Here is a 23,573-nt window from a genome sequence, read left to right on the forward strand (position 1 = left end):
CGTGGGACGATCCCTTTCAGGACTCGCTGGCGCTCGTGCACCAGGGCCAGGTCAAAGTCGGGTTGTGGGCGCTATGGTAAGCAAGCACCACAGGCAATTGTTTTTCCCCCAGGCAGACCACAGGTAAAATGTCACTCGCCTTGGAAGAGCACCAGCCAGCCCAAAACAAAAATCTGAGGCGCATTCTGCTCACCATCGAGTACGACGGCACCGGTTTTGCAGGCCTGCAAACCCAAACACAGGGCGAGCGCACGGTTCAACAAGAGCTCGAGGCCGCCCTCAGCAAAATTCCCGGCGCAAAACCCAAAATCTGGCCCTGTGGCCGCACCGATGCCGGGGTACACGCGCTGGCAATGCCAGTGCACTACAACAGCGAAGACCGCATTCCCGTCGAAAAAATCCCCTATGCCCTCAATAGCCTGCTGCCCCCGGATATCCGGGCCCTGCGAGCCCAGGAAGTACCCCAGGACTTCCACGCCCGTAAAAGCTGCCACTGGCGCGAGTACCGCTATCGCATCCTGCAACGCCGGATGCCCCCAGCCCTCGACCGCCATCGCGTCTGGTGGATTCCACAGTCGCTCAACCTGATTCCTATGCGCCATGCGCTGGAATTCCTGGTAGGGACACACGATTTTCGGGCTTTTGCCGTAAAGGAAGAGCGCTCTAGCGTGCGGGAGATCTACCGTGCCCATCTCGAGGTCTGGCCCACCGAAGATGGGCGGGAAATCTGGCTCGAGTTCGTGGGGTCGGGCTTTTTGCGCGGCCAGGTACGCAGCATGGTGGGCACCCTGGTAGAGGTGGGGCTGGGCAAGCGGGACTCGAGTTCCATAACCACCTTACTAAAAAACGGCACCCGCAAAGACGCCGGCGCTACTGCACCGGCCCACGGCCTGTATTTTGTACGCGCAGGCTACCAGCCTTACCGCCAGTGAAGCTGTAAATAGACCCGCAGCGCCTCCACCGGAGCCCTGGACAGATCCACGGCCAGCCGAAGCCGGTCATTCCAGCTATAAGCCGCTCCAGCCAGCAGCTTGCGGGGCTCGAGCAACCAGGCTCCAAAGCGCTCCTCAGGTAGGAAGGGGCTATTTTCACCCAGGTACTCCCACTCCGGGTTCCACCACACCAGTAGTTCGAATCGGCTGCGATCCAGCGCTTCCAACCAGGCTTGCGTTTCGGCGTCACAGGGGCACGGCCAAAGTGAGCCCAGAGCCTGTCCTAAGGCAAGCGGCAGGGATGCACGACCCCAAAAGCCCTTATCCAGCTGCCAGAAGAACTCGACCTCCTGCCCGGCCAACCCCAGCCTTGGATTAAGGTGTAAAGCAGGAGCCAGTTCTCCAAGTTCGTTCCGTGTCCGAACGATTTCAACAAAGGTTCCCGCTTGAAAAATGTCAGCCTGTGCACCCAAAAAAATCCGTCCCCCTGCAAGTTTCGCGTTGGGCAAGTAGGCAATGTCCACACCCAGCCACGGCAGTTCGGCGGGCCGATAGCGGCCAAACAGCCCCCACAGCCCGTCTCGCCCCACCAGGGTATCGTCCCAGGGGCCGCTCAACTGGCGGCGCTTGCCCACGCTAAGCCCAAAAGTCTCCCAGCTTAGCTGGGCATAGGCTTCCAGGAGCCCCACCTGCAGCGCTGCGTCGTACCACAACCCCAAGTCGGCCCTAATCCCAACGCCCTCCCATTGGGTCTGGGCTTGCAGATGTCCCCCCAGGGCCAAGCCCGGTTGAACAGACTGGCTCGAGTATCCCAAGCTCCATTGCACCAGCCCGGAAGGCTGCAAGCAAACCACCTTTTCCTCGGGAACCCGGCAGGCCCACGAAACCCGAAAATCCGGGTTGTCTTGTGCAAAAGTGAGCTGCGCCAAAACCCACAAACCAGCAACAAAAACACGCATTCTCCTACAATACCGCCCTTCACCAGCAAATAAAGTCCGAAATCCACACAACCCTGCCCCGGCCCATAAGAAGTTTTTGTTTGTTGGAACCCACCCGAAGCGAGCAAGCCCTGACCTGCGCCAAAGCGGAAGCTTCAGATGGCGTTTATACCAATCTTGTTGCTTGCAGCCCAATCGAATCCGATATCGGACAAAGCCGCCAAAGTGTCCCCCTTTTCGCCTGAAGTTTGCCCATCAAAAAACCGGCAGGGCTATAAGTGTCTCCATAAGCGAAATGCAAGATGCCGTACCGAAAGTTCGCTTTAGGAATTGCGCCAGGTATGCATTGACTCATTCCGCTGGTTTTGCCAATCTGCCCTGGCGCAACTTATACCGCACTCTTCACAGACGTGCAGGACAAAGCAATCAAGTTGTGGTCGCGTTTCCCACAATTACCCCGCACGCGGTGCGGAGTAATTTACCCAGTACAGCAAAAAACCGCTGTACTGGGTATTCGTGGGAACCGCTCTGAGCAGCTCAATATTTGTGAAGAGCGCTCTAACCCTACCGGTATGTGTGCTATTTGCCTCAGAGCCGGCTGCGCGGGTCGAGCGCATCCCGCAGGCCGTCGCCCAGATAGTTGAAGGCCAGCACCGTCAGGAAAATCATGAAGCCCGGTGCCAGGGCCAGCCAGGGCGCAGTAAAGATGTACTCCTGGGCCTTGGTGAGCATGTTGCCCCAGGTGGCCACCGGTGGCTGGATGCCGAAGCCCAAAAACGAGAGGGCGGCCTCGGTCAGAATGGCCCCACCAATGGCCAGGGTGGCGTTCACAATCAGGGGTGCCAGGGTATTGGGCACCAGGTGTCGGAACATGATGCGGGCATCCCCAGCTCCCAGGGCCTGGGCTGCGGTGGTGAAATCCTGTTCACGCAAGCTCAGCACCGCTCCGCGGATCAACCGGCCCGTGCCAATCCAGCCAAACAGCACGATGATGGTGATAATAATGAAAACCGAAGCCGACTCCCCAAACACGTTCTGGGCCCACTGCCCCACCGCTCCCTGGGTATCTCGCAGTAGCGCCGAGAGCACCAGCAGCAGGGGCAGCTCAGGGATGGTCAGCATAAAGTCCATAAAGCGCGAGATAATCACGTCCAGGTCAATCTTGCCTTGACCAAAAAGACCCCATCCCGCAATGAATAAAATCAGGCCCCACACCAGCGCCAAGCCCAGCAACGAAAGCACGTTGTTAAGGGTGAGGGTACCCGAGAAGAGCGCCTGTATATTGGCACCGGACAGCTCCCAGGCCAGGTCGGCGGCCAGGAAAAGCAGCCCGTACAGCAGCACCCACGACACCACTCGCCACAGCGCAAAAGGCCAGGGTTTCCAGCCGCCCGCCACTTTTGCGAAAGGACCCACATAAAAGCGAAGGGGCCGGCCCGAGAAGTAGCCCGCAATAACCCCCAGCGTGGTTCCCAGCAAAGCCGCAGCAAAGGCGGCCACAAAGCCCACCAGCAGCGATATACGTGCGCCGTAGATGATGCGCGATAGCACATCGCGGCCTAGCTCGTCGGTGCCCAGCCAGTGCTCCCGGGATGGGCCCTGGAAGTAGTAGTCGGCCAGGTTCTCGCCCGTAGGCTGGGCAGTGGGGCTATGGGGGGCAATCCAGGGGGCGAAAATGGCCATCAAGATCAAAGTAATCACTACCCCCAGCGAAACCATCGCCGCCTTGTGCTTGCGGAACCGGCGCCAGGCCAGCGCCCAGGTGGACTGGGGTTTTTGTTTAGAAGCAGTTGCAACAGCAGCCATAAAGCCCCCTAACTATAGCGGATGCGGGGGTCTACCACCGCATACATCAAGTCGGCCAATAGGTTGAAGGTAGCCGTGAGCAAGGCCAGAAAAGCCAGTGCCGCCATCGCTACGTTGTAGTCTTTTTCGACCAGGGAGTCGAAAATGGCCCGCCCCATGCCGGGGTAGGAGAAGATGGTCTCGGTAATCACCGCCCCGCCAAACACCCCAGGAATCGCCAGGCCCACCAGCGTGACGATGGGGATCAGGGCGTTGCGCAAGGCATGCTTGTAGAGCACGATGCGCTCATTCAGACCTTTGGCCCTTGCGGTACGCACGTAGTCCTGGTTCAGGACCTCGAGCAAACTGGCCCGCATGTAACGTGTCCAGGAAGCCATCTGGATGGTCGAGAGGGCCAGCACCGGCAAAACCAGCTTAAAAGCCCAGTCCCCAATGAACTGGAAGAAGGTAATCTCGCCGCTGAGCACCTGCGACCACTGGAAGTCGGAGATGCTCTGCACAGGAAACTTGGGGAACCAGGGCAGTTGCTCGGGCAACCACACTGCAAACACGTACAAGAGCAAGATTCCCAGGAAGAAAATAGGCATGGAAAAGCCCACAAACGAGAAGAAGGTGATCAGGTAGTCGGCCCGGCTATACTGGCGCACCGCCGAAAATATGCCCACCGGAATAGCAACCAGCAAGGCCAGGGTTAGGGCTGCACCCGACAGGATGAGCGTGCGGGGCAGGCGCTGGCCAAAGATAATTTGTCCGGCTGGCGAAGCATAGGTACGGGACTGGCCAAAGTCACCCTGGATAGCCCGCCCCAGCCATTTGAAATAGCGCACATAAACGGGCTGATCCAGACCGTAGGCCCGGCGCAGTTGCTCCAGCTGCTCGGCAGTAATCCGGGGGTTTTGCTGGCGCAGTTCGTCCAGCGGGTCTCCAGGTTGCAGGGCCAACAAGGTAAAAATCACTACAGAGGCTGCAAACAGCAAGGGAATCATTTGCAGCAGTCGGCGAACCGTGTAAGCAAACACGCCCTACATAATACCTTGTCAACAAGCCTTTTGTATGCGTACCCCGGTATCCAAAAACCCATTCAACCCCTAGGAAGGCAAGCGCGATAGGCATTTTTCTGCGTCCAGAAAGCATTTATTACGCTCTTTGGTTTACTCATCCACCATTTGGTGGATGCAAAAAAAGCCTCCCTGACGGGAGGCCTTCGGGCTGTATAGCAAGCGGCTTTACTTGATGGGCTGGCCGTACCTGGCCTGGTCGTAAACCTTCTGTGCGCCCCTGGATTGCCAGCCAATTAGCCACGGTTCAATGGTGGGGTAAGCCGAGTTGGCAAAGGTAGAAGAAACGTAGTTCAACAAACCCACCCGGAAAACCCGCGCATCAGACTGGAAGTACAGGGGGATCATGGCGACTTCTTCAGCCCAGATCTCCTGCATGCGGGCAAAAAGCTGCTTGCGGCGGTTTACATCAAACTCGACCACCGCCTGGTTACGCAGACGGTCATACTCCTCGTTGCACCAGCCCCCAAAGTTGAGCCCACGGAATCCGTTTTCACGGGTGGGCACGTACGCCACCTTGCCCTCGTCGTCCCGGCAAGCCGAGCGCACCCCATCGTCGGCCTGGCCCATGCTAAAAGCAAAGTGCAGGAAGCCCGTCCAGGTACCCTCCTGGGCCCTGGCCCGGTACTGCGCCCCGAGCACCACCGCGCTGGGGGCGTTGTTGATGCGAACCGCAATCCCCACCTGCCGGTAGTTCTCGGCCACAAACTGCTGGATGCGCTCGCGCACCTGGTTGCCCGCAGTGGTGGCCCACTCAATCTCAAAGCGCACGGTACGCCCATCTACGGTACGCTGCAAAATGCCGTCCGGGCCAGGACGCCAACCCAGTTCGGCCAGTAGCTGGCGGGCCCGCTCAGGGTTGTAGGGGTACTTGGTGACATTTGGGTTAAACATGGGGTTCTTGGGAGAAACCCAGGTGGGAGCCACCGTATAGAGCCCATCAAAGAAGGCCTTGGTGATGCCCTCACGGTTCATGGCATAAATCAGGGCCTGGCGGGTCTTGACGTTGTCGAGCATCAGGTCGCGCACCCGTTGCACGTTGGAAAACTGGTTAATCTCCAGGTGCTCGAAGAATGGGGTTTCCACCGCCCATATCTCGAAGCGGCCTGGCGCGCGGCTGGTGAGTTGCTTGCTGCGCCCCTGGTCAAAGGTGATGGAGACGCTCGAGGCTGCGTCAATCCCACCGCCCAGAATGGCTACCAACAGCGAGTTGGTGTTCTGGATGATGCGATAGACCACCCGCTGCACGTATTTTTCTTCGCCCCCCGGGGGTTTGATCCAGAAGCGGGGGTTGCGCTGCATCTCGATGGTGCTGCCCGGTACCCAGCGGGTCAGGGTAAAGGGGCCTGAATATACCATCCGTCCACTGTTCAGGTACTGGGGGGTAGAAAACTGGGTAAAGAAGTTGCGGAAAATTTCAGCCTGTCGCGCGGTATCGTTGGTCTGGGCAGCCGCAGCTTTGGCCTTGTCCCACTCCGCGCGCATGATGTGGTTGGGGGCGTAGTAAACCTGGTTGATGTCGAGGTCGTAGAAGTAGGCCGGCTCCAGGCTTACCGTGAAGTTGCGGGCATCCCGCACCCGCAGGGTAGCCCGGTCGAAAAAGTCTATGGCGGTCGAGGGCACCCCTTTGGTCTTGCCTATTTCGAAGAACAGGGCCACATCCTCGGTGCTGATGGGCCGCCCATCCGACCAGACCGCATCGGGCCGGATGGTGTAATCGAGCTCGAGGCGACGCACCCCCGGGCGCACCGTGGTAAAGCGCAAGCGGTTGTTCTGGGTTGTGGGCACCTCTGTCACCACCACCGGAATTACATTCAGGTCGCGGGTGGTCTGCACGATGGGGGCAAACAAAAAGTTTTCTATCTCAAACTTGATGGACTGGTTGGAGATGGCATTGACCACATCCCCTGCTAGAACCCGCGGCTCCTGGGCTGCCCCAATAATCAGGCTGTTGTCCTGGGGGCCAGCCAGGGCCAGTCCACCCATTAGCATCCAGGCCATGAGCATCCGTTTCATAAGTCCTCCTCGATTAGCCAGTGATTGGCTGTGCTTGATTCTATTGCCTGCAGCGTGGTTTGTGTACCCACCTTGAAGGCTTGAAACAGCTCAAGCAAAAGACCTGGTACGCACAACAGGAAAGCCAGGGGTTTCCCCCTGGCTTTGCCATTGACAGATGTCTTACTTAATGGCGATGCCACCAGCCTGAGCCTGATCGTGGCGCTTAACTGCCCCACGGCTGGCCCAACCGATTTCCCAGGAGTTCCATCCGGGGTAACCGTTGCCACCCGAGTAGGTCGAGGCCACATAGTTGACCAGACCCGTGCGGGTTACCAGGAAGTTGGAGCGGAAGCGCAAGGGCAGGGCGGGCAGTTCTTCGGCCCAGATCTCCTGAGCGCGGGCAAAGAGCTGCTTGCGGCGGGCTTCGTCGAACTCGAGCACACCCTGGCTGGTCAGGCGGTCAAACTCGTCGTTGCGCCAGTTGCCGATGTTCTGCCCAGCGTAGTTGTTTTCCTTGCTAGGCACCAGGATTGCACCCGTATTGAGGTTCTTGTACTGGAACAGGTTGCCGTCTTCGGCCAGGCTGCTCACCCAGGCAAACATGAAGAACAGCCACTTGCCGTCCTCACCCCGCTGGATGAAGTCGTCGGCGAAAACCACCGCGCTGGGGGCGTTGGCGGTTTTGACAGCAATCCCAACCTGACGCCACTGCTCGATGAAGAGCTGCTGGGTGCGTTCGCGGATGGCGTTGCCAGCGGTGGTCACCCACTCCAGCTCAAAGCGTACCGTACGGCCATCCACCGTCCGCTGCAGGATACCGTCGGGGCCGGGACGCCAGCCCACCTGGGCCAGCAGCTCGCGGGCACGGGCCGGGTTGTACTCGTACTTCTTCACGTTGGGGTTGAAGAGGGGGTTGGATGGCGCCACCCAGGTGTGGGAAACCGGCTCCGCACCGTCGAAGAAGGCCTGCACCCAGGCCTCGCGGTTGATGGCGTGCAACAGGGCCTGGCGGGTGCGCTTGTCGTCGAGGGTCAGGTCGCGCACGCGCTGCACGTTGGTAAACTTGTTGATGTCAATGTGCTCCCAGATGGCGCCCGGAATGGCCCAGATCTCGAAGCGGCCAGCGGCACGGCTGGTGAGCTGCTTGCTGCGGGCCTGGTCGGCCGAGATACCCACGGTCGAGGTAGCGTCGATACCACCACCCAGAATGGCCACCAAGAGCGAGTTGGTGTTCTGAATGATGCGGTAGACCACCCGCTGCACGTACTTATCGGCGCCACCCTGGGGCACGATGGCGTTGAAGTTGGGGTTGCGCACCAGCTCGATGGAGCTGTTGGAAACCCAACGCTGCACCTTGAAGGGGCCGCTGTAGACCATACGCCCGGCGTTGATGGCCTGGTTAGAGGCAAATTGCTGGAAGAAGTTGCGGTACAGCTCGTTCAGCCGCTGGGCATCGCGGTCGGGGTTGAGGGGGGCGGCAGCCGCTTTAACCTTTTCCCATTCGGGGCCCATCCTGTGCACCGGTGCGTAGCCAATGGGCGAGCCGTAGGTGTCGTAGTAGTAGGCCGGCTCGAAGATGACGGTCATGTTCTGCTTGTCACGGACGCGCAGGTTGACCCGCTCCCAGTAGTCGGGGTTGTTGAGGGCCATCCCCTTGGCCTTACCGACTTCGAAGTAGAAAGCAAAGTCGTCGGTGTCCAGGGGGTCGCCATCCGACCAGCGCAGGTTGGGCTTCAGGGTGATGTCAATCTCCAGGCGACGCTTGCCACCACCAATATCGGTCACCCGCAAACGACGGTTGGCCAGGGTGGGCACCTCGGTAGCCAGCACCGCTTCGTTTTCGGCCCTCAGGTTCTGCACAATCAGGGGTGAAAAGAGGTAGTTCTCGATCTCAACCTTGATGGACTGGTTGGAGATCACGTTGAGGAAGTCGCCCCCAAGCACCCGCGGTTCCTGAGAAGTCCCGATAATCAGGCTGTTGTCAGCAGGGCCCGCCAGCGCCGCACCGGCCACTAAAGTTAGACCAAGTGCAACAATCTTGCTATAACGATTCATCTAGCCTCCTTTGAGATTCTATGCTTCCATAGAATCGTTTAACTATGGCATTTTGCCGTCCCTATTATAGCCATCTAAGCAAGTCCGTCAAATAATGCCCGAATGAGCTGGAAGCTCACCGGGCTTGAGCACTTGTTTAGTCTGGTACATGGTTTTGGCCATTTAGAGCCGGCTTTATCCACCGATTGATGGATAAACTCCATCGTGCCATTGATAAAACCCAGGTTTGCCCCACGGTGCGTGGGAACACGATACCACCCCATGCAGGTGGCCGGGTGAGCCTGCACCATTTTGGCAAACCCAATACCCACCCGGTTGCCAATTGGGCCCCAACCAAGGGAGGCCGCAAAAGCGGTCGGGGCTTCAGGTGCTGCAGCAACTGCCGCTACCTTCGCCTTCGGGGGCTTTGGCTCCATCGGTGCGGAATGAGTGTCCACAGCCACACGAGGAGGTGGCGTTGGGGTTATTCACACTGAAGCCCCCACCCATGAGGTTTTCGACCCAATCCACCTCGGCGCCTGCAAGCAGCGGTAAGGACATGCGATCTACTACCAGGCGTACCCCATGCATTTCCACAATGGTGTCGCCCTCGAGCTGCCGTTCATCCACGGCCATGCCATATTGGTAGCCGCTACAGCCACCCGACTTGATAAAAACCCGAATGGCCGCCTCGGGTTTGTTGTACCGAGTAAGAATCTCCTTGGCGCGCTCGGCCGCCAGGGGGGTAATGGAAAGCGCTGTCTGCTCCTGAACCACACAAGCCTCCTGACTCAAGATTAGCACGGCAGCAAAGCCAGAACGTAAGCAGGTACACCCCAAGCGTGCTCCGCTTCAAGGGTTCCCGGCACGCACAGCCACATTGGGTCCCGCCCTGGTGTCTTCACATGGCACACGCCCGGTTCCCCGTAGTATGTACACATGAACATTGCCAAAGCCCAGCAAGCCCTGCAAGAAGCCCGCATTCCCGGCTGGTTGCTCTACAGTTTCCAGGGTAGCAACATGCTGGCCCTGGAAGCCCTGGGGCTAGGGGAGCGGATGCTTAGCCGCCGCTTTGCCTATCTGATCCCGGCGCACGGTGAGCCGGTTTTTATTGTCCATGCCATCGAAAAAACCAGCTTCCCCGACCTGCCGGGCCAGTGGGTGGTGTTCTCGAGCTGGTCAGAGTTTGTCCAGGCCCTGCAAACGCATGTGGCCCCACTGGGCCGCATCGCCATGGAGTATTACCCGGGTGGAGGCATCCCCTATCTTTCGCGCATCGATGCCGGAACCCTGGAGCTGCTTCGGGGCATGGGGCTCGAGGTGGTCTCATCGGCAGAGATTCTGTTGCAGTTTCAGACCTGGACACCCGCCGACCTGGCCGCCCATAAGCGCGCAGCCGCGGGCATCGCCGAGGCCCTGGAGCACGCCCTGGGCTTTGTACGAGCCCGGCTCGATAACCCGCCCAGCGAGCTCGAGGTGCAAAGAGAAATCAGCAAGGTCTTTGAAGCCAGGGGCCTGGTCTTCGACCACCCGCCCATGGTGGCCTACGGCTCAAACGCCGCCAACCCCCACCACACCGTCGGGGAAAGCCGCTTGGAGCGAGGCCAGGTGATGCTGATTGACCTGTGGTGCAAAGAACCCCACGGCCCCTACGCCGATGTAACCTGGATGGCGGGCTGGGCGGTTTCGCAGGAAATCCATAAAGCCTGGACAGTGGTGCGGAATGCCCGCAATGCGGCGCTGGAGTTCTGTCAAGAGGCCTGTGTCGCTGGACGACACCCCAAAGGTTTTGAGCTCGACCGTGCAGCCCGGCAGGTCATCGAGCAGGCTGGCATGGGGGCCTATATCCTGCACCGCACCGGCCACCACCTGGGCTTTAGCGCCACCCACGGCAACGGAACCCACCTGGACGACCTCGAGACCCACGATACCCGTCCACTAATTCCTGGCCTGGCCTTTACCATCGAGCCAGGGGTCTACCCCGGGCCTTTTGGCATCCGCAGCGAGATTAACGTTTACCTGCACCCGTCGGGGCCCGAAGTTACCACCAGCATGCAGCAGGAAATAGAGCAGCTATAGTGAATACCCGCACAGGGTATAAGAAACGTCTTTGATTTGCTCTATTTGCTGGGAGCTGCGCCAGGAGCTGCCCTTACATCTGGTTGGTTTTGACCTGCCCTAAACAGAAAGCTTCAGGTGGGGTGCATGTGAGACAGGGCCCAGCCCTCCGGACATCTACCCTGTACCTCCAATCGTTGTATGCTTTCAGGCGGTTATGGAACGACCCCTGATGGTGTTTAGCGGACAGTCCAACCTACCCCTGGCCCAGGAAATAGCCGACAACCTGGGGGTTCCGCTTGGCAAGAGCGTTACCGAGCGCTTTGCCAACGACTGTCTTTTCGTCCGGTACGAACAAAGCCTGCGCGAGGGCGATATCTTTATTATTCAGTCGCTCACGCCTCCAGTACAGGATCACCTGGTAGAGCTCTTGATGATGATCGACGCTGCCAAAAGCAGCAGTGCGGCTCGAGTCACCGCGGTAATTCCCTACTACGCCTACGCCCGCAGCGACAAAAAAGACGCCCCCCGCATCTCCATCGCGGCCCGTCTGGTGGCTGACCTGATTCAGACCGCCGGGGCCGACCGGGTGCTGACCATGACGCTTCACTCGGCCCAGGTGCACGGCTTTTTTAAGGTTCCGGTAGACCACCTTTCGGCCGAGCCGGTAATCGCCAACTACTTTGCCACCCGGGTAGAAAAACTCGAGAACGCCGTGGTGGTAGCGCCCGACGCAGGCGATATCAAGCGGGCCAGCTCGCTGGCCCGGCGCCTGGCCCTGCCCATCGCCTTCATTGATAAGCAGCGGCTCTCCGATACCGAGGTCACCTCGAGGGGGTTGGTCGGCGACGTGCGCGGCAAAACAGCCCTGGTTATAGACGACGAGGTCTCCACCGCTGGAACCCTGGCGCAGGCTGCCAGCTCCCTCGTGCAGAATGGGGCAGAGGCGGTATATGCCGCTTTTACTCATGGCGTGTACGTGGGCCCCGCCATTGACCGCATCGAAAAAGCCCCCATCGCCGAGGTGGCGGCCACCAATACCTGTACCTACAAAGCCAGACCCAGCAGCAAAATCAAGCAGCTCAGCGTGGGGCCCCTCTTCGCCGAAGCCATCTGGCGGATTCACCGAGGGGAATCGGTCTCGAGCCTCTTTACCTGATGGCCTGCCTGGCCTGGAATATGAACCCCAGCAAAAGAACGCATCAAGGACATTCCTTCTGAAAGGGTGTGTCCGGCGTCCTGGGAAAACCTTCTAAGTTGCGCCAGGGTAGATTGACAAAACCCGCGGAATGGGTCTATGCGTACCCGGCGCAATTCCTAAAGCGATCTTTCGGAACAGCATCTTGCATTTCAACTCTGGAGAAACTTACTGGTTCTGCCCGTTGGGGTTGGCAAAGTCGGCGCCGATGCGCACCGTAAGGTCGGCATACAGGGCCGCTTCACCGGATATGCGGGGCGGCAGTCCGATGGCCGCACCCAGCACTTCGGCCAGTTCCGAGGCCCCGTTGGCAAGCACTTCGCTGCGCAGAGGCACGCTCTCCACCTCGCGCAGGAGCACCCGCAACCCCAGCTTGCGCAACCTGCCCCGCATCTCGATGGCAGCAGCTTCCTGGGGCGCAGCATAAAGCACCACCGCCTCTCGGCCCCGCAAGTCTTCTAAGGTTGCTTTGGCTGTGGTCGAAGTGTCGGAAAAATAGCGCTCAACCAGCATTTTTAATTGGGCCCGGTCTACTTCCCAGCCCTGGCCAAACTGACCAGGCATAAGCAGGGAAACCAGCTGGGGTTGTTGCAGGGCAAAGCCCAATAAGCTGGCGATTTGCTCGCGGGTCAGGTCGGTACGGATGTTTTGCTCCACGCTGGCAATGGCCTGTGGTATGCGCAAGAGTCCGCCAGGTGAAAGGATTTGCTGCTTGAGGGCATGGAAGAAGTTCTGCTGGCGCTGAATACGGCCAATATCGCCTAAAGCATCGTGGCGAAAGCGCAGATATCCTTCGGCCTGCGCGCCACTCAGGTGCTGGCAGCCGGGCTCGAGGTCGATGTCCAGCTTGGCGGCAGTATCTTTGTATTTCATGGGCTTTTCCACACAAACCGTAACGCCGCCCAACGCATCTACCCCGTTGCGGATAGCCTCTACGCTCACGGCCAGGTAGGCGTCAATTTCGACCCCAGTCAGGTTACTGACCACCTGCTTGGCCAGCTCGGGGCCGCCAAACTTGTTGGCGTGGTTGATGATGTACCAGCCGTAGCCGGGAATCCGCACATACACATCCCTGGGAATCGAGAGCAGCGCAATGCGCTTGGTGGTGGGGTCAAAGCGCACCAGCAGATTTACGTCCGACAGGCCGCGAAAGTTCTCGGGTGCCCGCTGATGGTAGTACTTGTACTCAGGCGCTACCCCCAGCAACAAAACGGTGAGGGGACGTTCCAGGTTGCGCGGCAGGGTACCGTAGCGCAGCAGGGGTTGGAGCAAAGGGTAGGCCCACCAGGCTGCGCCCAGCAAAAGAAGCAGGATGAGCAAGGGTATAATGCGCCGCATATCCTTGCCAGTCTAGCCTACCAAGGGTGAGAAAAGCCCGGCTTGCGACCCCAGAAATTCTGAGCGGCGCGATCAGTCCAGGGTAAAGCGGGGCTCCGTCTCGTGCAGGCGCACCCGGCGGATAATGCGCTGGTCGTATTCGGTCTCGTGGGTACTGGCGATCACCGTCACGTAGTCGCGGATTGGGCTCCGCAGCACCTTTTTGGTCAGCACCTCTTCGACCTGGAAAATACCCGCGGAGTTGTTCATGACCACCCGAATCTCCACCGGAACCTGTTCACCTTTGAGAATCTGCACCTCGTCCACCGCCAGCGCGCTGATGGAGTGGATGTCCACCGAGCCCAGGGCAAAGGCTTTGCGACCCCGGCCTTTGGTGATGTCGGTTCCGTCGGCTACGGCGGTAACGCCTGCCTCGATGGTCAGGGGCTCGGGCTCGAGGTCGTGGCAGTTAATCGAGTGCAGCATAAAGGCCCTGAGCTCGATGCGCTGTTCGGGGTCGCGGTAGAGCTTTTCTAAAATCCTGTCCAGGATGGGAATAGCCAGCACTACACTAAACGACTCGTGGCGCACGCGGTGCACCTGGTTACCAATGTCGTGCAGCATGGTAGAAAGCAACACGGTAAGAAAGGTGTCGTCCAGGTCGCCCACCCCGCTTTCCATCACATCGGGCTTAACCCCGTGGTCGGTAAGCAGCTGGAGGATGGTCACACTGGCCGCGCCGGTCAAGAGCGCATGTACCCGCCCGTGATCGTTGTAGCCCAGCTTACGCACGGTGATGTAGTTGGCCATGTCCCAGTGGCCCCTGGCCTCGGAGTCGGTGGTGAGCATCTCGTAGGCGGCCAGGGCCTTGGGGTAGCGCTGCAAGCCCTCGCGAATAGCCAGGTCGGCCTCGACGTATAGCTTGGCCTTGGGCTGGGTGACTTGAACCGTGCGCTCGTTCATAACCGAACTGCCATCGCTCATGCCCTGATGGTAGGGCCTAAAGGCTTAATGGGGCGTGACAAAAGCCACAGGAAACTGCTCGTAGTATTTCCAGTGCGCGCCCTTCATTCACCCCTAAACTGCGCCGGTCGCTTTTCCAGGAAGGCTTTGGTTCCCTCGCGCATGTCCTGGGTGGCACAGGCCAGACCAAACAGATCGGCTTCGATCTCGAGGGCCTCCTGCAAGTCCAGGCCCTCACCCCGCCCTACGGCTTCCTTAGCCAGGGCCAGGGCCACCGGGCCGTTTTTCAGGATGGTTGCGGCCAGCTCTTTGGCTGTCTCGAGGGCATCCTCACCCACCCGGTTGACCAGGCCCAGACTCAGGGCTTCTTCGGCGCCAACGTGGCGGCCAGTAAAAATCAGGTCGAAAGCCCTGCCCCGGCCCACCAGGCGCGGCAGGCGCTGGGTTCCCCCAAAGCCAGGGATGATGCCCAACCCCACCTCGGGGAGACCCAGTCTGGCTTTGTGGCTGGCTACCCGCAGGTCGCAGGCCAGGGCCAGCTCGAGCCCGCCCCCCAGGGCATAACCGTTGATGGCGGCGATGCTGGGCACCGGCAGGGCCGCAATCTCGTTGAAGACCGACTGGCCCATAATGGCAAACTCCCGCGCAGCAAACACATCTTGCAGATTGGCTATCTGCCCGATGTCGGCCCCTGCCACAAAGGCCTTGCCTTCGCCGGTGAAGATGGCCACCTTTACCTCGGGGTCCTGGGTGATGACCTCGGTCACGCTGGCAAGTTCGATGAGCAGGTCCTGGTTGAGGGCGTTGAGGGCCTGGGGGCGGCTGATGGTAACAATCCCCATGCTGTCTTCGACCCGGTAGGTCAGGTATTCAAATTCGGGCATATCTTGTTCAAAAGTTTCTGCCATGCTACACCTCCTGCAGGCCCTGCGGGTTTCCCACCCACATGGTGGGCCGGGCTGCGGTCGCTATCGCAGCGACGGGTGGGAACTGCGCCGAGGGCCACGACTGCATGCGCCAAGCATAACAGAAGCGCAGGAGCCTGGGGCGCATGCAGTTATTTTCCCGCTTATCGCGCTCTTCACAGGACGCAGCAGTAAAGCTGGTAAGAGGCCCAAGGACTATGAAGGGCGCTCTCATTTTGCCTCGAGCCAGTTCTCCCCTATGCCGGTACCGACCTCGAGGGGCACCTCAAAAGCCCAGGCCTTCTGCATAACCTCGCGCACCACCCTGGCCACTTGCTCGGCTTTATGGGCCGGGGCCTCGACCAAAAGCTCATCGTGCACCTGCAAGACCAGATGGGCCTCCAGGCCTTCAAGCTCGGGCTGAAGCTTGACCATGGCCAGCTTCATCAGGTCGGCTGCGGTGCCCTGCACCGGCATGTTGAAGGCCATGCGCTCGGCAGCTTCCCGCACGCTGCGGATGCGTGCGTCCAGGTCGGCCACAAAACGTCGGCGACCAAACATGGTCTCGACGTAGCCCTTTTGCCGCGCATCGGTCAGTACCTGCTCAATCCAGGCCCGCACCCTGGGGTAGGAGGCAAAGTAGCGCTCAATAAAGCGCTCGGCATCGGCATAAGGAATAGATAGCTCGTTCGACAGGCGGTGCGCCGACATCCCGTACAGCACCCCAAAGTTGATGGTTTTGGCAGCCCGGCGCTGCTCGCTCGCCACCTGGTCTAAATCCAGGCCAAACATCCAGGCCGCGGTCTGGGTGTGGATGTCCTTGCCTTCTCGGAACACCTTGATCAGGTTTTCGTCACCCGAGAGGTGGGCCAGCACGCGCAGCTCAATCTGGGAGTAGTCGGCCACCACCAGTTTCATGCCTGGCGCGGCCCGGAAAGCCTTGCGGATGCGGCGGCCAATCTCGGTACGAATGGGGATGTTTTGCAGGTTGGGGTCCACCGACGAAAGCCGCCCGGTGGCGGTGCCGGTCTGGTTGAAGCGGGTGTGCAGGCGTCCGGTTTTGGGGTGAAGCAGCTTGGGCAGGGGGTCCAGGTAGGTGTTTTTAAGCTTGGTGAGCTCGCGGTAGGACAGGATGCGCTCGATAATCTCGTGCTGGCCCTGAAGTTCCTCCAGCGCACTGGCGGCGGTGGAGCGTTTGCCGGTCTGGGTCTTGCGGCCTGGGCTGAGTTTAAGCTCGTCGTACAGGACAACCTCGAGCTGGTCCCTCGAGTTCACATTAAAAGGATGCCCGGCCAGGCGGTGGATCTCTGCCTCCAGGTAGGAAATTTCCTTCCCCAGCTCCTCCGAAAGCTGCAGGAGGTACTCGGTATCGAGGGAGATGCCCCTGGCCTCTACCCGGGCCAGCACCGCCGAGAGGGGCTTCTCGAGGTGCTGGTAGAGCCACTCGATTTTGGGGTTTTCGCCGATGCGGCCTTGCAGGGTCTGCCAGAGGGTATAGGCGGCCTGGGCACGCTCAACCGGGTCGTCGCTCCAGTCCCCGGCCCCATAGCGCCGCACCGTGCTGCCGGCCTCGGCGTTGGAGGGGTCGTACAGGTAGGCCAGCAGCAGGGGGTCGTCGCCTGGGGGCACCCACACCCCTTCCTTGAGGGCCAGCACGCTCAAATCCTTGGCGGCAATGCTGCGAATCTCGGGGAATTTTTGCAGTTCGTGCAGGCTGGGCTGACCCCGGTACACCTTGCCCTCGGCAAAAGCGGCCAGGCCCAGCCAGTTGGCCCACATGGGCTGGGGCCGGTCGAGGGTATAGCCTAAAAAAGCATCGGGTGGGGGCGGCCAGGCCGCCTCCAGGGCAGCCGGCAGTGCCGCCAGCAGGTTTAGCTCGCGCAAAATAGAGCCAAACTCGAGCCGCTCCAGCGCTTGGCGCAGGGCCATGCGGTCTGGCTCACGCCGGTGGCAGTCACGAAAATCGAGCTCGATGGGTAAGTCGGTGTGAATCTCGGAGAGGGCGCGGGAAAGCCTGATGTTGTCCTGGCTTTGCTCGAGGCTGGCCCGCACCTTGGGCGAGAGGGCCTCGAGGTTGGCATACAGGGCATCCAGCGAGCCCCATTCCTGCAACAGCCTGGCCGCGGTTTTCTCCCCAATACCCTTAGCACCCGGCAGGTTGTCGGAAGAATCACCCACCAGCGAGCGGTAATCCACCCACTGGGCCACCGTTACGCCGTACTTTTCCTGCACTGCCTGAGGGGTCATCAGCCGCCCATCCGGCAGCATTACCTGCACGGCCTCGGAGAGCAGCTGAAAGCTGTCGCGGTCACCAGTCAGGATGCGCACCGGGTAGCCCTCGAGCTCGGCTTTTTTGGCCAGGGTTCCAATAACATCGTCGGCTTCGTAGCCCGGCACTTCCAACCGCCTGAGCCCCATCAGGTCTACCAGCTCCTTGATTTTTTCCAGCTGGGGGTAAAAGTCGTCGGGGGTAACGGCCCGATTGGCCTTGTATTCCTCAAAAGCATCGTGGCGAAAGGTTCTGGTAGGCGGGTCGAAGACCACAATTACACAGTCGCCGTCTTCCTTGAGCAGTTTCAGCAAGGTGCGCAAAAAGCCAAAAATGGCCTGGGTAGGCTCCCCCCTCGAGGTGGTGAGTTTTTCGAAAGCAAAGTAGCTGCGGTAGGCCAGATGGTGGCCATCTACCAGCCAGATGCGATCTGGCCTGGGCAACTCAGCCAAGGCCGGTTCATTGGAAAACAATGCGGGTTGCTCCACCCAAATATTCTACCCCCATTCGGTTGTCAGCAGAAAGCCGTTCGGCTCACGCCAGAGCCGGGGTGCTGGTAGGATGATGAGGTTGTGACTTAAGGCCTCCAGGGCCAGCAATGGAAAGGAAGCATATGCAGAACGAAACCGAGAAGCTCGAGTGGTTTGAAATCCAGCTCCGCATCAAAACCCTTGAGGTGATGCTGGGCCCTAAGTACCGCGAAGCCATGGCCCTTACGCTGGGCACCCTCTACAACGAGCAAAAGATTGCTGCCATGGCCAAGCGCCTGGACGTGAGGCCCGAGGCCCTTCTGGATCGTCTGGAAAAGATGCGCCTCGAGCTCGGCATCGAACAAGAGATTACCAAGGGCGTGCTGAAGCTAAAAAAGTGAACTGAAAACTCCTACGGCGTCAGGCGGTGGCGGTCTCTGGGGAAGGCCCGGGCGTAGCGGACGTTGGGGAGCCCAACGAGCTTTTGTGTGAGGCGTTCGGCCCCTATGGCAAATCCGCCGTGGGGGGGCATGCCGTATTTGAAAACCTCGAGGTAGCCCGCAAAACTGGCGGGGTCGTTGCCCTTCTTTTTGAGCTGTTCGACCAGCACTTCGTACTGGTGGATGCGCTGCCCGCCCGAGGTAATCTCCAGACCCCTGAACAGCAGGTCAAAGCCCCGGGTAGAACCATCGCCCTCGGGGTAGGCATAAAAGGGCCGGGCAGCTTCGGGGTACTTGGAAATAAAGAGAAAGTCTACCCCCCATTTTTCCCTGGCCCAGGCCCCCAGCGCCCGCTCGGCTTCCTCGTTGAAGTCGGCCCCTACCGGCATTCCCAGCTCTTCACGCAAAATACGACGGGCTTCGTGGTGCTCGAGGCGGGGCATCTCGGCCAGGTTGGGCCATTCCACCTGCAAAAGCGCACACTCGCTGGCCGCACTGTACCGGGCCTCCTCCAGCATGGCCCGAATGAGTTCCTCCTCGAGGTTCATCACATCGTGCTCAGACTCGATAAAGCCCATCTCCACGTCCAGCGACAGGTATTCGTTGAGGTGGCGGCTGGTGGCGTGCTGCTCAGCCCGAAACACCGGCGCCACCTCGTAGACCCGCTCGTAAACCCCCACCATAATCTGCTTGTAGAGCTGGGGCGACTGGGCCAGGTAAGCCCGGTGTTCAAAGTAGTCGATGCCGAAAAGGTTGCTACCCCCCTCGGCCCCCGCCGAGACTATCTTGGGGGTAAAGATTTCGGTAAAACCCTGGCTATCCAGGTAGCTGCGAAAACCGCGCACCAGGGCCGCTTGAATTTTGAGGGGTGCCCGGGCTTTCTCTCCGCGCAGGCTCACGTAGCGGTATTCCAACAGCGTTTCAGGGTTAACCCGCCACTCCTCCTTGGGGATTTCAATGGGGCTTGGCTCGCTGGCTTTAGCGTAAAAATCGATCTCCTGCGCAACTACTTCGTAACCACCGGGTGCCTTGGCGTTCGCCACCACCTCGCCCACCACCCGCATGGAGGACTCGGCCAGCGGCAGCTCGAACCGCCTGTCCACCACCACCTGAACGATACCGCTCCGGTCACGCAAAAGGACAAACTGAATCCCCCCCAGATCGCGCTTCCAGTGCAGGAAACCTTGCAGGGTAACGGTCTGGCCGAGGTGCTTTGCAATCTGACTGGCTAGGGTTCTGGACATGCGCTCTCCTGTCTGGCTCTGGCGGAAACAGGCTCAACAAAAAACCCCCGATACAACGAGGTATCGGGGGTCGAAGTCTCACCCCCACTACAAATTGTTGTCCGCCCGTAACATCCTGAGCTGCATCTTACGGGCCGGGGCGCGCTTGGTCAAGGTATTTGTGCAAAACTACTTCTTGCTAAAGAGTTGGAGAATCTCGCGGCCATACTTGGCGGCTTTGGTTTTACCAAAACCCCTGACCTGGGCGAGCTGCTCGAGGGTTTTGGGTTTGAGCTCGAGCATCGCCTGTAGCTCGGCGTTGGTGGCTACCACATACGGGGGCACGCCCTCTTCTTTGGCTTTCTGGCTGCGCCAGGTGCGGAGGGCTTCAAAGGCCGGGTCGCTTTGGCTGGCGGCTGGCTTTGCGGGCGCAGACCTGGTGGGCGGCTCGCCTTCGTAAAACACCAGCACGCTCCAGAAAGGCGTGTTTCCCGCAACCAGGCTGCTGGATACCTGGATGGGCATCACCTGAGCCAAAAAGGCATTGAGTCGCTCGAGGTCCTTGGGGTTATCAAGTCTTAGAACAAAGGTCTGGCACTGCATAGCTGCGACCTGCCATTCATCTGTACGCTACCCACGAAGCCCCTTTTTACCCAGCTTTCGCCGGGTTGGCCTGGATCTAAACTTACTATCGTTCAGCCCAAAACCCAGCGTTCCAAACACCTGGCCGGTGGTAGGCTCAATCAGGTTGCGGTGGTCGCGGTAAAGGCGCGGGGTTTTCCACAGGTAAAACAAGGCTTTCCAGTGGGGCAGCTCGTTGTAGCGCTGCGGCCACAGCTCCTTTATTTTTTGTGCTACTAGATTGGCATATTTGGGAGACAGCGCGGGAAACACATGGTGCTCGATGTGGTAACCAAAGCCCAGGGTAAGCCACTCGAGCCACCTGGGGCTGCGTACGGTCAGGCTGTTCAGCAGGGGATCGTTGGTCTCGGTGATGGGATTCAGGAGGTGGTTGGTGGCAATAAAGCTCATGGCGATAAAGTTGGCAAAAAGCCAGGGCAGCGCAAACACGAACAGGAAGTTGAAGGGCCCCACCCACAAGAGCACCAGCAACCAAACCAACGGCGGCAGCACCGCCTGGAATATCACAACGGGACGCTCTTTGGGCTTGAAAGCAGGCAAAAAACGCCGGAGCATCATGTGGGCATGCAAGGTAAACCAGAAAGTAAAGGAAAAAAACAGGAAGAAACTCCGCAAGGCAGGCACCTGTCTAAACATCCACTTGACCAAGGGCTTTTGAATAGCTGTCTCCAGGGCCCCCATGGCATCGGGGTCGTCGTGCGGATGCTGGGTGTTGCTGTGGTGTTCTACGTTGTGCCACTTGCGCCAAAGACGGGCCCCTACCATAAGCGGCATAAAGGCCACCGTTCCAGCCAGCGAGCGCAAAATTGGGTTCTTGGTAACCGCGCCGTGCAAGATTTCATGAGCCAGAAAGCCCATCCCTATAAATGCGTACCCAACCCCCAGCGACAACAGCAGCTTGAGGAGCACAAAAGGCGTGGCCAGGATACCCCAGGCACACAGGCCAAATAGGGCCAGAAATACCGGCAAATAGACCATACGGGCCGGAACCGGCTCAAAGAAGTGGCGAGGCAGCCGGGCCTTCAGGGCTTTGGTGTACTCACGCAAGTGCTGCTCTTCAGTCATAAGGTACTCCTACTGGACAGGGATTGCTCGAGGTCAGTATACGACAAACTTTATGTGAAGTTGCTTCGCTTTTTGTGCGAAGCAACAAAAAAAGCTCCCCGCAAAGGGGAGCTTGGACAGGTGAAACGGTTAGGCGAGCTTCACGTTTTTGGCCTGGGGGCCCTTACCATTTTTACCGGGTTCGATCTCGAACTCTACGCGATCGCCCTCGTTAAGGCTTTTGAAGCCCTGACCCTGGATGGCGGTGAAGTGAACGAACACATCGGGGCCACCTTCTTGAGCGATGAAACCATAACCTTTTTCCGCGTTGAACCACTTAACAGTACCTTTGTTCATTTACTACTCCTAGATGTCCTACTGAAACCTGCTGGTTTTAGGGGGACACCGAAGGTTAGCACGGGCCACACATAAAAGTCAACATACCCATTTGGCCGCCCGCCTCGGCCAAGCCAAAAAAAACTCGTTGACAGCAGCATAACCACCCCGTTAGAGCGCTGTTCACAAATATTGAGCTGCCCTTGATTGCTTTGTCCTGCACAGCACAGTGGCCTCCCGGATGGGAGGCAAGGTCTGTGAAGAGTGCGATAAAACCTGGACATGCAGGACTTACTTTGCTGGGCACAACCCTATGCGGCTTTCGGCTTGGTCTACTCGAGCTCCTCCACCCGCCCCACCGTCTGGTTGTCCTCGTGGTAGGTAAAGCGCAGCATGGGGCGAAGGCCCAGCAAGACCTGGGGCAGCCAGTAGGGCACGTCGGCCCACATCTGATTTAGCGGCAGTGCGTCGAGGTCAAACCACTGCGGCCGGATTTCGCCGGACTCTTGCGGCTCGCCCTCCCAGAACTCCAGGCGAAACACGTGCACGGTACGGTTCCAGTCTGGGTTTGCCGGAAACAAAAACTCCAGTCGGGCCGCATACCAGAGGTGGTGGGCCTTGGCCGACAGGCGGCACTCCTCCCAGAGTTCGCGTACAGCCGCCGTGGCTAAGGTCTCGCCGGCCTCGAGCTTGCCCCCAAAACCCACATACCTACCCGCCCCAAAACCCGTCTTTTTGAGCCCCAGCAAGATGCGGTGCTGGGGCCGATCCAGCGGCAAAACCAGCACATTGCAGAGCATTATTCCCCTGTAGCCTGACGCTTGCGCAGCAGAGCATGAAAGGTTTTCATGGCCCCCAGCGCATTGGGAAAGCCCACAAACAGCGCCGACTGGATAATGGTCTCGCGCACTTCCTGCTCGGTGGCACCGTTGCGCAGGGCCCCCTCGAGGTGGGTGGCAATCTCCTTGGGCGCCCCCAGGGCAATCAGGCTGGTAATGGCCAGCAGCTCCCGGGTCTTCAGGTCCAGGCCGGGGCGGGCCAGCACCTCTTCGTAGGCAAAATCACGGATGTAGGCGTACAGGTCGGGGTCTACCTCGCGGAGGTTTTGTTCGATGGCCTCAAAGTTATCACCCCAGATGGCTTTGCGAATGCTCATGTGGGTCAGTCTGTTCGCTGGCTACATGCACGTCAAGGGCTGAGGGTTACAACTCCTCTACCCGGCCCGTTGCATACGCGACCACCCTGGTCAGGTCGTGCAGCGCATTGGGATTCTCTTTATAAGGGTCAAACAAGATGGGCCGAACCCCGGCAGCCAAAGCCCCCTTGATGTCGTCCTCGGAGTCGCCCACGTGCAGGGCTTGCGGGGGCTCAACCTGCAAGGCCCGCAGCACCACCTGGAAGAGGCGGGGGTCGGGCTTGGCCACGCCCTCCAAGGCCGAAACCCCGATGTAGTCAAAGAACCCCGCCAGGCCAGTGGCCTGCAAGACCCCTGGCAGGGTCCAGTCCCAGTTGGATACCACCCCCAGCCTGAAACCCAGGCCTTTCAGTTCGCCCAGCACCTCCTTAGCCCCCGGCGTAATCGGCCAGACCTGCGGGCTCTGCCAGTGTTCTTTGAGGTAGTCTGCGACCTCGTCGGCGTAGGCCCCCAGTCCAATGCCGTCCATTACCTCCTGGTGAAAAGCCCGCCAAAAAGCAAGCGCTGTGGCCTCGTCGGTAGCGCGCATGTGATGGTCTGAATAGTGTGCATAAGCGTCTTTCATGGCCTGGGGAAGGCGCTTCAGGTCGGCCTGCTGGGCCAGGCCCTTGGCTTCCAAAAGGGGCCACAGCCAGTATTTGGGGTGTCCCAGAATGAGGGTATCGCCGACATCAAACAACACCGCACGAATCATGCCCCCAATACTACCCCGGCAGGGTGAAAACATCGGCAAGCGGCCTGGTGTTC

At 59.5% G+C, this 23,573-nt stretch carries 21 protein-coding genes; 4 read left to right on the forward strand and 17 right to left on the reverse strand.

The window, feature by feature from the left end:
- The first annotated feature begins 173 nt into the window (after nucleotides 1–173).
- On the forward strand, nucleotides 174–932 hold the full coding sequence (gene truA, locus ABWU19_RS02980; RefSeq protein ID WP_435900335.1) for a tRNA pseudouridine(38-40) synthase TruA: 759 nt from the start codon (nucleotides 174–176) through the stop codon (nucleotides 930–932).
- Here the strand turns inward: truA and ABWU19_RS02985 are convergent.
- The 6 genes from ABWU19_RS02985 to erpA form a co-directional block, all read right to left on the reverse strand.
- Nucleotides 920–1,891 (reverse strand): hypothetical protein, encoded by a 972-nt coding sequence (locus tag ABWU19_RS02985; RefSeq protein WP_435900287.1) that lies wholly within the window; start codon nucleotides 1,889–1,891, stop codon nucleotides 920–922. The genes truA and ABWU19_RS02985 overlap by 13 nt on opposite strands.
- Before the next feature lie 567 nt (nucleotides 1,892–2,458).
- Nucleotides 2,459–3,676: an ABC transporter permease gene (locus ABWU19_RS02990; protein WP_435900288.1), complete on the reverse strand. Its 1,218-nt coding sequence runs from the start codon at nucleotides 3,674–3,676 to the stop codon at nucleotides 2,459–2,461.
- An 8-nt stretch (nucleotides 3,677–3,684) separates the two neighbouring features.
- Nucleotides 3,685–4,695, reverse strand: coding sequence for an ABC transporter permease (locus ABWU19_RS02995; RefSeq protein ID WP_435900289.1), 1,011 nt, complete (start codon nucleotides 4,693–4,695; stop codon nucleotides 3,685–3,687).
- Nucleotides 4,696–4,902: 207 nt separating this feature from the next.
- Nucleotides 4,903–6,750: a peptide ABC transporter substrate-binding protein gene (locus ABWU19_RS03000; RefSeq protein ID WP_435900290.1), complete on the reverse strand. Its 1,848-nt coding sequence runs from the start codon at nucleotides 6,748–6,750 to the stop codon at nucleotides 4,903–4,905.
- A 162-nt stretch (nucleotides 6,751–6,912) separates the two neighbouring features.
- Nucleotides 6,913–8,787, reverse strand: coding sequence for a peptide ABC transporter substrate-binding protein (locus tag ABWU19_RS03005; RefSeq protein ID WP_435900291.1), 1,875 nt, complete (start codon nucleotides 8,785–8,787; stop codon nucleotides 6,913–6,915).
- A gap of 363 nt (nucleotides 8,788–9,150) precedes the next feature.
- Nucleotides 9,151–9,543 carry an iron-sulfur cluster insertion protein ErpA gene (erpA, locus tag ABWU19_RS03010; protein ID WP_435900292.1) on the reverse strand — a complete coding sequence of 131 codons (393 nt, stop codon included), beginning with the start codon at nucleotides 9,541–9,543 and terminating at the stop codon, nucleotides 9,151–9,153.
- A gap of 162 nt (nucleotides 9,544–9,705) precedes the next feature.
- Between erpA and ABWU19_RS03015 the strand changes: the two genes are divergently transcribed.
- Together ABWU19_RS03015 and ABWU19_RS03020 are read left to right on the forward strand one after the other, a co-directional pair.
- Complete coding sequence (locus ABWU19_RS03015; protein WP_435900293.1) at nucleotides 9,706–10,845, forward strand: M24 family metallopeptidase; 1,140 nt, start codon at nucleotides 9,706–9,708, stop codon at nucleotides 10,843–10,845.
- Between the two features lie 196 nt (nucleotides 10,846–11,041).
- On the forward strand, nucleotides 11,042–11,983 hold the full coding sequence (locus ABWU19_RS03020) for a ribose-phosphate diphosphokinase (protein ID WP_435900294.1): 942 nt from the start codon (nucleotides 11,042–11,044) through the stop codon (nucleotides 11,981–11,983).
- 207 nt (nucleotides 11,984–12,190) lie between these two features.
- Here ABWU19_RS03020 and ABWU19_RS03025 read toward each other — a convergent pair whose 3' ends face one another.
- The 4 genes from ABWU19_RS03025 to polA form a co-directional block, all read right to left on the reverse strand.
- A complete protein-coding gene (locus ABWU19_RS03025; RefSeq protein WP_435900295.1) occupies nucleotides 12,191–13,360 on the reverse strand; it encodes an LCP family protein in 1,170 nt (389 codons plus the stop codon).
- A 72-nt stretch (nucleotides 13,361–13,432) separates the two neighbouring features.
- Nucleotides 13,433–14,323, reverse strand: a complete 891-nt coding sequence (locus ABWU19_RS03030; RefSeq protein ID WP_435900296.1) for a phosphohydrolase — start codon at nucleotides 14,321–14,323, stop codon at nucleotides 13,433–13,435.
- 83 nt (nucleotides 14,324–14,406) lie between these two features.
- Nucleotides 14,407–15,210 carry an enoyl-CoA hydratase/isomerase family protein gene (locus ABWU19_RS03035; RefSeq protein WP_435900297.1) on the reverse strand — a complete coding sequence of 268 codons (804 nt, stop codon included), beginning with the start codon at nucleotides 15,208–15,210 and terminating at the stop codon, nucleotides 14,407–14,409.
- A 228-nt stretch (nucleotides 15,211–15,438) separates the two neighbouring features.
- Nucleotides 15,439–17,964 carry a DNA polymerase I gene (gene polA / locus ABWU19_RS03040; RefSeq protein WP_435900298.1) on the reverse strand — a complete coding sequence of 842 codons (2,526 nt, stop codon included), beginning with the start codon at nucleotides 17,962–17,964 and terminating at the stop codon, nucleotides 15,439–15,441.
- Nucleotides 17,965–18,089: 125 nt separating this feature from the next.
- Here polA and ABWU19_RS03045 point away from each other — a divergent pair, with 125 nt between their 5' ends.
- On the forward strand, nucleotides 18,090–18,347 hold the full coding sequence (locus tag ABWU19_RS03045; protein WP_435900299.1) for a hypothetical protein: 258 nt from the start codon (nucleotides 18,090–18,092) through the stop codon (nucleotides 18,345–18,347).
- A gap of 11 nt (nucleotides 18,348–18,358) precedes the next feature.
- Here the strand turns inward: ABWU19_RS03045 and aspS are convergent, their stop codons facing one another.
- From aspS to ABWU19_RS03080, 7 genes are all read right to left on the reverse strand, one after another.
- A complete protein-coding gene (gene aspS, locus ABWU19_RS03050; protein WP_435900300.1) occupies nucleotides 18,359–19,630 on the reverse strand; it encodes an aspartate--tRNA(Asn) ligase in 1,272 nt (423 codons plus the stop codon).
- 168 nt (nucleotides 19,631–19,798) lie between these two features.
- Nucleotides 19,799–20,212, reverse strand: coding sequence for an HRDC domain-containing protein (locus ABWU19_RS03055; protein WP_435900301.1), 414 nt, complete (start codon nucleotides 20,210–20,212; stop codon nucleotides 19,799–19,801).
- A gap of 27 nt (nucleotides 20,213–20,239) precedes the next feature.
- On the reverse strand, nucleotides 20,240–21,316 hold the full coding sequence (locus ABWU19_RS03060; protein ID WP_435900302.1) for a fatty acid desaturase family protein: 1,077 nt from the start codon (nucleotides 21,314–21,316) through the stop codon (nucleotides 20,240–20,242).
- Between the two features lie 129 nt (nucleotides 21,317–21,445).
- Nucleotides 21,446–21,652, reverse strand: coding sequence for a cold-shock protein (locus tag ABWU19_RS03065; RefSeq protein ID WP_027877707.1), 207 nt, complete (start codon nucleotides 21,650–21,652; stop codon nucleotides 21,446–21,448).
- Nucleotides 21,653–21,963: 311 nt separating this feature from the next.
- On the reverse strand, nucleotides 21,964–22,419 hold the full coding sequence (locus tag ABWU19_RS03070) for an 8-oxo-dGTP diphosphatase (protein WP_435900303.1): 456 nt from the start codon (nucleotides 22,417–22,419) through the stop codon (nucleotides 21,964–21,966).
- Between the two features lie 11 nt (nucleotides 22,420–22,430).
- Nucleotides 22,431–22,787, reverse strand: a complete 357-nt coding sequence (locus ABWU19_RS03075) for a carboxymuconolactone decarboxylase family protein (protein WP_435900304.1) — start codon at nucleotides 22,785–22,787, stop codon at nucleotides 22,431–22,433.
- Nucleotides 22,788–22,833: 46 nt separating this feature from the next.
- A complete protein-coding gene (locus tag ABWU19_RS03080; RefSeq protein ID WP_435900305.1) occupies nucleotides 22,834–23,520 on the reverse strand; it encodes an HAD family hydrolase in 687 nt (228 codons plus the stop codon).
- Between the last annotated feature and the right edge of the window lie 53 nt (nucleotides 23,521–23,573).

The sequence above is a fragment of the Meiothermus cerbereus genome, assembly GCF_051297115.1.
Taxonomy (GTDB): domain Bacteria; phylum Deinococcota; class Deinococci; order Deinococcales; family Thermaceae; genus Meiothermus; species Meiothermus cerbereus_A.